An 8818-nucleotide genomic window follows, 5' to 3' on the forward strand; every position below is an offset into this window, starting at 1 on the left:
GTGGTAGCTATCTGGTCGATGACGCTTCCACGGCAACACCCGGTCGTTGTCAGCTGGAAAGCTGGTTACAGGTGTTTCGCGGTGGCGCGCACACTGCATGGGCGGTGCCTGCCTGCGGCGTCGGGCCGGTTGAGTTCGGGCTCGGGCTCGGCGGTCAGTCCCATCCGGGATACAACCTGCAGAACCCTTCGATCAAATGGCAGCTGCGAAATGGCGACGACGCCGGTATCGGTCTTGCCATTGCCACTGACACAACCCTGCAGAACGGTCATCGCATCGGCTCGAATGTCTACGCCGCGAGCAACTTCGGCATCGACGACGAGCGCCGCCTGATGGCGAACGTGAACCTCGGCATGACCCGGGCGGAACAGGGTGCCTGGCGAGGCCTGGCCGGCGTCGGCTTCGAGTTTGCCGTCACGAAGGAGGTCGCTTTGCTCGCCGAACGGCTATGGGCGGCGCGCCTGTCCCAGACGACGCAGGCAGGTGTGCGTTACTACTTCGGCAAGGACGATGGCGACAGCGTCGACCTCGTCGTCGGGCGTGAGCGCGAACATGCGTCGCCGGTTTCGCGCTGGGCCACGATCGGTCTGAACCTTGCTTTCTGAAGGCAGCGGTTAGACTGCGCCGATGAATGACGACACCCACCTCGCCCATGGTCTTGCTGGCGACGAACTGACACCGGACTGGCCGCCGCTGACCCTGGCCGAGGTCGAGGTGCTCCTGCGTCGTTTTCCGCCAGGTGGCGCCGTCGAGGCGCTGCACTGGCGTAGTCCCCGTCCGTTGTCGGCCGCCGCGCTCGTGCGTACGTCGACGGGCGAGGTCTTCGTAAAACGTCACCACCGGAGCGTGCGCTCGACGGCGACGCTGGCCGAGGAGCACGGCTTCGCCACACACCTGCGGCAACGCGGTATTGCCGTGCCGAAGGTGATGACGGACATCGACGGTGCGTCGGCGGTCGCGATCGGCGAGTGGGTCTACGAAGTGCATGCGCCAGCACTCGGTGTCGATGTCTACCGCGACGCCTTCTCCTGGTCGCCGATCGGCGGCATCGCCCATGCGCGAGCCGCGGGTGCGATGCTGGGGCGGTTGCATGCGGCCGCTCGGGATTACCGCGCGCCGCAGCGGACCACGCAACTGCTGGTGGCGCGGGCAGACATTCTCTCGTCGGCAGATCCGTTGCTGGCTATCGACGCCGCGCTTTCGTCGCGTCCTTCGCTGGAGGCGTACCTGCGCGAGCGCGACTGGCGTGCGGAGATCGGCGAGGCCATTGCACCCTGGCATGCGCGTGCCGTTGAGGGTATCTCCCGCCAACCACGATCATGGACCCACGGCGACTGGCACGTATCGAACCTGTGCTGGAGCGACGGCGGCGATGAGGCGCGGATCACCGACGTACTCGACCTGGGCCTTTCCGCCGTGACGTTCGGCTTGTTCGACCTGGCGACGGCGATTGAACGCAACGCCATCGCATGGCTCGATATCGCGCAGGGAGACATCGGTCGCACCGACCTCGCGCTCGCCCTGATCGAGGGCTACCGGGAGGTATGCCCCTTGGCCGCCGACGACCTGGATCTGCTCGCCGACCTCCTGCCGATCGTCCACCTCGATTTCGCCCTGTCCGAGGTCGAGTACTTCGAGGGCGTGACGGGTCGTCGCGACCACGCCGATGTGGCCTACCACACCTTCCTGCGCGGGCATGCCGCCTGGTTCATCGGGGCGCAGGGGCAGGCGCTGCTCGACGCGATCCGCCACGCGGGCGGCTGATTCGTGGTTCAATAGCCGTTCTAGAAGCGGGGGTGCCTGGCGTTGCCAGGCTGAGAGAGTCCCTTGGAACCTGACCCGGTTAGTACCGGCGTAGGGAGCTTGCAGAGCCACGGACGTCCCGGGACGACGTGGCTCGCCGTCGCTTCGTCCGTGAACCTGAAGACGACGATGACTTTTTACCGTACCCCGCTGGCCGTGGCCTTGTTCTCCCTGCTCGGTGTTGCGCACGCCGCCGACGATACGACGCCCCAGAAGGCGCGTACGCTGCCGACGGTGGATGTGAACGCCACGACCACCACCGGTTACCAGGCCGCCGATTCCCAGTTGGACACCTTCGGCAGCTTCGGCAACGCGCCCTTGCACGATACGCCGGCGGCGATCACCGTCATCACCCGCGCGCAGCTCGACGACCGCCAGCCGAGGACGCTCAGCGAACTGGTACGCGGTGATTCGGCGATCAACGACAACTACGCGCCGGCGGGCTACTACCAGGACGTTTCGATCCGCGGCTTCCCGCTGGACCTTGCCACGGGCTTTCGCTTCAACGGCATGATCGAGTCGGCCGAGCAATTGCCCGGGCTCGAAGGCAAGGAGCGCGTCGAAGTGCTGAAGGGTCTTGGTGGCCTGGAAGCCGGCGTGGTCGAGCCGGGCGGCCTGATCAACTACGTGAGCAAGCGTCCTGCCGACGTGCACAGCGTGACGATCGGGACGGATTCGCACGGGTCCAGCTACGAGGCCGTCGATCTGGGGGCATGGTTCACACCATCCTTCGGCCTGCGCGTGAATGCGGCGAATGAGCAGACGCACGCCGCCATCGAACATACCGACGGACGACGCAGCTTCGTGTCTCTCGGTGCCGACTGGAAGATCACCGACCAGGCAACCCTGCAACTGGACACGGACTACCAGACCAGCGGTCAACGCTCGGCGTCCGGTTACCAGCTGCTGGGCGGTACGCAGATTCCCGAGCATCCCAGTCGTACGCGCCTGCTCGGTTACGAGCCCTGGCAGCGTCCTGTCGGCATCCACTCGAGCAACACGTCGCTACGCTTCAACTACCACTTCGACGACAGCTGGAATGCGCAGGTCTCGGCAGGTCACAGCCATACGGTGATCGACGATAACGTCGCCTTCGCTTACGGCTGCTTCTATGCCGCGTCATGTGCGTCGGGCGCGACGCCGGGCTACTTCTTCGCTCCCAATGGCGACTACGATGTCTATGACTACCGTAGTCCGGACGACACGCGACAGAACGACGAACTGCGCGCGGTCGTCACGGGAACGTTCTCGACGGGTGCGATCGACCACGAAGTGAACGTCGGTGCCAGCGCGTTCCGCCGCACCGTGGATCAGCGTCCCTACGTGTACGACTATGTCGGCACCGCGAATATCGACGATCGTACGCCGCCGTATTTCGATCCTTCACCCAACGAGCCGGGCCCTTCGGCGCGCCGCCTGACCAGCTGGCAGCGCACGCTGTTCACGATCGACCGCGTGCATCTGGGCGAGACATGGCAGGTCCTTGCCGGTGCTCGCCTGGTCAAGCTCGACGAGCGTGCGTATGACGACAGTGGTGCCCTCGAGCGCGATACGCGGATGACGAAGACGCTGCCGCAGGCGGCCGTGCTGTGGCAGCCGACGGCGCCCCTGACGACCTACATCAGCTACGGCGAAGGCCTGTCGCTGGGGCGCGAGGCACCTTACTGGACATCGAACGGCGGTACCACGCTGGCACCGTTGCAGTCGCGCCAGGTCGAGGCCGGCGTGAAGTATGCGGTCAGCGATGTCCTGGACCTGCAGGCGGCGGTCTACCGGATTCGCCAGGCCTACCAGTTCGCCCGTCCCGACGACACGCCCGAAGGCTTCACCTTCGTCCAGCAGGGACAGGAGGTGCACACGGGTCTCGAGCTCAACCTGGCCGGGCGCGTGACCGACAATCTTCGGCTGACCGCCAGCGCCAACGTGATTCGTGCGCGTGCCGAGAATACGGGCACGCCGGATTATGAAGATCATCAGGTCGTCAACGTACCCCGCTGGCGGACGGCCGTGTACGCCGACTACACCTTGCCTTTCGCCCCGCAACTGGCGGTGCTCGGTGGCTGGCGCTATGCGGGTACCAACGTGGCCACGCCGAACGGGGACACGCGCGTCCCGGCGTACCATGTGTTCGACGCGGGCCTTCGTTTCGTCACGGCGGTCGGCGGTCATGCGATGACCTGGCGGCTCAACGTGGACAACGTGTTCAACCACTTCTACTGGCGCGATACAGGTACGTCGGGTGGTGATAGCTATCTCTTCCCCGGCATGCCGCGACTTGCCCGCCTTTCGATGACTTATGACTTTTGAGCTTTCGCTGTTCGAACTTTCCGCCGCGCTGGTCAGCGCGGCGGGCGTCTGGCTGACCGCGCGGCGCAGTCCCTGGTGCTGGCCGGTGGGCCTGGTATCGGTGATTGCCTACGCGTGGATTTTCGTCGATGCCAAGCTGTACTCGGATACGATGCTGCAGGTGATTTTTGCCTTCCTGATTCTTTACGGATGGCATCGATGGTCGCGTCACCTCGACGGCAGCGGTCATGTCCGCGTTGCGGAACTGGACACGCGGAGCGCAACGCGACACCTCGCCGTCGGCACGGCCGCGGCGCTGGCGCTCGGGTACGCGATGCACAGGTACACCGACGCCTCGTTGCCGTGGCTGGATGCAGCGCTTACCGCCTTCAGCCTCGTCGCCCAGTGGTGGCAGGCACGACGACACGCCGCTGCCTGGTGGCTATGGATCGCGGTCGACGTCATCTATGTCGGCGAGTACGTCTACAAGTCGCTGCCGATCACGGCCGTGCTGTATGCGGGATTTGTCGTCCTCGCCGCCATAGGCCTGCGCGCTTGGCGACGAGAACGTGCCGAGCCAGTGACAGCCTGATAGTTCTCGGACAGCTAGAGCTTCGGGATGCGGATGCGGCTGACCATCAACGCGCCGGATGCGGCGAACATCAGCGCCAGCGGATGCAGGCCGAGCGAAGCGATCCGGACATTGCCGAGCCAGAGGTTCTCGTGCAGGGCGCCCATCGAGGCGGCGATGCAGAGCACGGCGACCAGGACGATCGATGTTGGAATGGGCGTGCCCTCGAAGTAAGTGACCTTGCCCTCGGCGTTCGAATGATCCTCGGCCGTGACGTTGTATCGCGCCAGGCGTGAGACGCCGCAGCAGACGAACATGAGCAGGATCGCGCGGTCCAGGCCACCCTGCATGCCGCAGCCATAGCCAATGACGGCGGGCGCCACACCGAACGAGATCACATCGGCAAGGGAGTCCAGTTCCCGGCCGAGCAGCGATGCCCGCTGGCGCCACCGCGCAATACGGCCGTCGAGGACGTCGAAGATCAGCGCCAACAGGACCAGTGCGCACGCCATGTAAAGGTGCCAGACGCCGCCTTCCTGCAGGTAGGTCATGGTCGAGAAAAGCGCGCCGACACCACTGGCCGCATTGCCCAGCGTGAACCAGTCGGCCAGTGCGAAGTCACGAATCATGGAAAACGGGCGCGGTTTCGTCGTCATCGGTTCGCTCGGGCGGGTGGTCGTGCGAGTTTACAAGGGACGGCGAACCCTAGAGGGCGCCCGCCGGCTGCACGAGCACGTCGAGGAAGGCCTGGGCGAGACGGCCCGGTGCTTCGCCTTGACGGGCGCGGTATCCGACGACGATTTCCCAGCACGGTTCCTCGGCCTCGGCGATGTCGGCGAACGCGATGGGCCTGGCGTGGCGGTCGTCGCGGCGAATCTTCGCGATCGACTCCGGCACCAGCGCGATGCCGAGGCCCTGCGCGGCGAGTTCAAGCAACATGCCCATGTCGTTGACCTCGAACCGGGTACGGCGACTCAGGCCTGCCTCGGCGAAAGCGTTGTCGATCAGCTGGCGCATGCCCCAGTCGGAGCGCAGATCGACATAGCTTTCCTGCGCAAGGTCACCCAGCGTCACATCGTGGGCACCGGCCAGCCGATGCTTGGGCGGGCACACGGCCACGAGGCCTTCGCAGACCAGCAGCTTCGTGACCACGTCGGCGACAGGCAGCGCAGGTGGCTGGGTAAAAGCGATATCCAGGTGGCCGTCGCGCACTTCTTCCAGAAGATGGGCGGTGCCGTCGAAACGAAGCTCGATGTCGATGCCGCCAAAGGCGTCGCGGAATCGCCCGAGGGTGGTTGGAAGGTCGATGAAGGGGGCCAGGCTCTGAATAGCGCCGATGCGCAGCCTTCCCCGGGCGAGACCGTGCACCTGGGTCACCGCCATACGCGCCGAGCGTGYCGCATCGAGCACCCGGTGCGCTTCCTCCAGCAAGACCGTGCCCGCCACCGTGAGGGCCACGCTACGCGTGGTGCGGACGAACAGCGGGCCACCGAGTTCGTCTTCCAGGCTGCGGATGGTTTGGGAAAGGCCGGACTGGACCACGTTGAGGCGCTGGGCCGCCCGCGTGAAGTGACGCTCCTCCGCGACGGCGACAAAGTACTCGAGTTGCTTGAGATCCATGGGTATTGAGTGTGCGTGGTGCTTAATACGATCAGAATTTTCCATTTTACAGATGAATGAGGCCGACGCTAACGTGAGCGGGTTAACTCCCCACAAGGAATCCCCATGGAATATCGACTGCTTGGCCGTTCCGGCCTCAAAGTCTCCACCCTCACGATGGGCACGATGACCTTCGGCGGCCAGGGCAAGTTCGCCTCGGTTGGCAACTCCGGCGTGGACGAAGCTCGCCGACTGATCGATATGTGCATCGATGCCGGTGTGAATCTGATCGACACGGCCAACGTCTATTCCGACGGCCGTTCGGAAGAGATCATTGGCGAAGTCCTCGGCGGCAAGCGTCCGAAGGACGTGCTGATCGCCACCAAGGCTCGATTCCCGATGGGCGACGGCCCCAACCATGGCGGCCTCTCGCGGTACCACCTGATTCGCGAGTGCGAAGCCAGCCTGAAGCGTCTGCGCACGGACGTGATCGATCTCTACCAGGTGCACCAGTGGGACGGGCTGACGCCGCTCGAGGAGACCCTGGAAGCCCTCGATACGTTGGTTCGCGACGGTAAGGTGCGTTACCTGGGTTGCYCGAACTATTCCGCATGGCACCTGATGAAGGCGCTCGGCGTGAGTGAGCGCGAGCACCGCCAGCGCTTCATCAGCCAGCAGATCCATTACACGCTGGAAGCGCGCGAAGCCGAATACGAATTGCTGCCGATCTCGATCGACCAGGGCCTGGGCGTCCTGGTATGGAGTCCGCTCGCCGGTGGCCTGCTGTCGGGTAAGCATCGCCGTGACACGAAGGCGCCGGAAGGATCGCGCCACCTCGAAGGCTGGACGGAGCCGCCGATCCGCGACGAAGAACGTCTGTGGCGGATCGTCGACGTGCTCGTCGGGATCGCCGACTCGCGCGGTGTGTCGGGTGCACAGGTCGCCCTGGCCTGGTTGCTCGGACGTCCCGCGGTAACGTCGCTGGTGATCGGTGGCCGTACGGAGGCCCAGTTCAAGGACAACCTGGCTGCCGCCGAGCTGAAACTCACGGTCGAGGAGCGTCAGCGCCTGGACGAGGTCAGTGCGCCGCCGGTGCTCTACCCGTACTGGCACCAGTTGATGACCGCATCGGACCGGTTGGGTCCGGCGGACATGCCGTTGCTGGCGCCGCATCTGAAATAAGTTTTTTTCAGAATCCTTCCATGGGCTTGAGCAGGCGACTCGCGCATCATGTGCCGGTCGCCGCAAGTCACGGGTGGCAACGGTCGGGGCGTGGGACGCGTCCCGGCCGTTTTTTATGGCTTTGCCGTTGAACCCCAGTCTTCGGGGGTGAAGGAAAGGTGCAGCACCGTCCGGTTGCCGTCTTCCAGTGGCGGATGGTAGTCGAGCGTGGTGCAACCGCTGGCCAGCTGGCGCTTCGAGGCCAGGGCCATCGATTTCGCCATCTGTGCGCCATACGCCGGCGTGCCTGCCCGCGTGAGCTTCAGGGCCATGCGAAAGCCATCCGCGCTGACGCCGTCGGGAAGGTCTCCCGGCGTTGCCTCGCCTGGCTGCAGCGCCACGACATCCATGCTGCGACCACAGGTGCCGGCACTGATGATGTCAACGCCGTCCAGAAGACCACTGATGAAAGGGTCGGCATTTTCCGCGAGCGAGTCCACGGCATCGACGGTGGTCGTCAGCCGGATTTTCACGTAGTACAGCTTCCGGTAGAACAGGTAGGTACGCGACGTCAGCATGTCCTGCTGGGCATCGAAGACGATCGGCAGGAAGCGGCCCTCGACCTTCTTTCCGCCGGCCAGCGACGCCGTATACGCGCTTTCGTCACCCCACCAGACGTTCCGGTAGATCTGCTGCCTCTCGGCATAGGCGACCGATTCGCGGAAATCCTCCGATGCCCGATGCAGCATCTTCGGGCTGTCGCCTTCGCCCGCGGGATAGATGAAAACGTCGGCGATGATCCAGTCGGCGTGGTCGATGCGATAGCGCAGCGACACCCCGGCCGCGATGTCGCCTTCATCGGCGTAGTTCTTGACGGCGGAGAGCGTGGCATCGGGCAGTCGCTTGGGCGCAATGATCCACGTGTCGTCCACCACGCCGCGATGGCTGCCTGCATCGGGCAGCGCAAACGGGGGCGCCGCAGGCGCCTCTTGCGCATGTACACCCAGGCCTGCCGTCAGGCCGAGCAGGACGGGAATCACCTTCCACCGCAACATCGTCAACACAACCCCTGAAATATCGAACGCGAACCCCGTGTGAGCACTATAGCCATCCGTTCGTCTCAACGGGAGCGTCGGGATACATGGAGCCGTCGACGTAGAAAAGCCAGGGTCAGGGTTTCCAGTTTGCGGGGGAAAACGACACCCGTTTCCGGCACCCGACGGTGCAATTCACCATCGAACCAGCCCGCGAACACCTCCGGATGGATGTACGACGCGCGACACACGGCCGGCGTGTTGCCGAGCACGGTCGCCACCGATTTGACGGCCGCGGCGAGGGTCGCCTTGACGGCCCGTTCGCCACCCTCGTCGGGGACGGCTGTCGCCGCCAGCACGGCGA

8 protein-coding genes, 1 pseudogene and 1 riboswitch are annotated in these 8818 nt (G+C 64.9%); of the genes and pseudogenes, 5 read left to right on the forward strand and 4 right to left on the reverse strand.

Going from position 1 to position 8818, the window contains the following annotated elements:
* The 4 genes from AC1DT2_RS10650 to pnuC form a co-directional block, all read left to right on the forward strand.
* A partial coding sequence (locus AC1DT2_RS10650; protein ID WP_477296170.1) for a hypothetical protein occupies positions 1-605 on the forward strand: 605 nt, incomplete at its 5' end.
* A 22-nt stretch (positions 606-627) separates the two neighbouring features.
* A complete protein-coding gene (locus AC1DT2_RS10655; RefSeq protein ID WP_477296171.1) occupies positions 628-1764 on the forward strand; it encodes a phosphotransferase enzyme family protein in 1137 nt (378 codons plus the stop codon).
* 18 nt (positions 1765-1782) lie between these two features.
* Positions 1783-1878, forward strand: a riboswitch (TPP riboswitch).
* Between the two features lie 54 nt (positions 1879-1932).
* Entirely contained in the window at positions 1933-4110 is a 2178-nt protein-coding gene (locus AC1DT2_RS10660; RefSeq protein WP_477296172.1) for a TonB-dependent siderophore receptor, read from the forward strand.
* Positions 4100-4681, forward strand: coding sequence for a nicotinamide riboside transporter PnuC (pnuC, locus tag AC1DT2_RS10665; protein WP_477296173.1), 582 nt, complete (start codon positions 4100-4102; stop codon positions 4679-4681). Before AC1DT2_RS10660 ends, pnuC begins: the two co-directional genes overlap by 11 nt.
* A 14-nt stretch (positions 4682-4695) precedes the next feature.
* Here pnuC and pssA read toward each other — a convergent pair whose 3' ends face one another.
* Both pssA and AC1DT2_RS10675 read right to left on the reverse strand, forming a co-directional pair.
* Positions 4696-5316, reverse strand: a complete 621-nt coding sequence (gene pssA, locus AC1DT2_RS10670; RefSeq protein ID WP_063571861.1) for a CDP-diacylglycerol--serine O-phosphatidyltransferase — start codon at positions 5314-5316, stop codon at positions 4696-4698.
* Between the two features lie 49 nt (positions 5317-5365).
* Positions 5366-6280 (reverse strand): LysR family transcriptional regulator, encoded by a 915-nt coding sequence (locus AC1DT2_RS10675; RefSeq protein WP_477296174.1) that lies wholly within the window; start codon positions 6278-6280, stop codon positions 5366-5368.
* A 105-nt stretch (positions 6281-6385) separates the two neighbouring features.
* Between AC1DT2_RS10675 and AC1DT2_RS10680 the strand changes: the two genes are divergently transcribed.
* The gene (locus AC1DT2_RS10680) at positions 6386-7441 is read left to right on the forward strand and encodes an aldo/keto reductase (protein WP_477296175.1); all 1056 of its coding nucleotides are present in this window, start codon (positions 6386-6388) and stop codon (positions 7439-7441) included.
* A 113-nt stretch (positions 7442-7554) separates the two neighbouring features.
* Here AC1DT2_RS10680 and AC1DT2_RS10685 read toward each other — a convergent pair whose 3' ends face one another.
* Positions 7555-8475: a hypothetical protein gene (locus AC1DT2_RS10685; protein ID WP_477296176.1), complete on the reverse strand. Its 921-nt coding sequence runs from the start codon at positions 8473-8475 to the stop codon at positions 7555-7557.
* 65 nt (positions 8476-8540) lie between these two features.
* A pseudogene (locus tag AC1DT2_RS10690) lies at positions 8541-8818 on the reverse strand (DNA topoisomerase IB); the annotation flags it as partial.

The organism is Luteibacter sp. P4_E6, from assembly GCF_056401535.1.

Bases quoted from the DNA above. Each gene is read 5' to 3' on its own strand.
- AC1DT2_RS10655 (WP_477296171.1), top strand. From the start codon at position 628: ATGAATGACGACACCCACCTCGCCCATGGTCTTGCTGGCGACGAACTG.
- AC1DT2_RS10660 (WP_477296172.1), top strand. From the start codon at position 1,933: ATGACTTTTTACCGTACCCCGCTGGCCGTGGCCTTGTTCTCCCTGCTC.
- pnuC (WP_477296173.1), top strand. From the start codon at position 4,100: ATGACTTTTGAGCTTTCGCTGTTCGAACTTTCCGCCGCGCTGGTCAGC.
- pssA (WP_063571861.1), bottom strand. From the start codon at position 5,316: ATGACGACGAAACCGCGCCCGTTTTCCATGATTCGTGACTTCGCACTG.
- AC1DT2_RS10685 (WP_477296176.1), bottom strand. From the start codon at position 8,475: ATGTTGCGGTGGAAGGTGATTCCCGTCCTGCTCGGCCTGACGGCAGGC.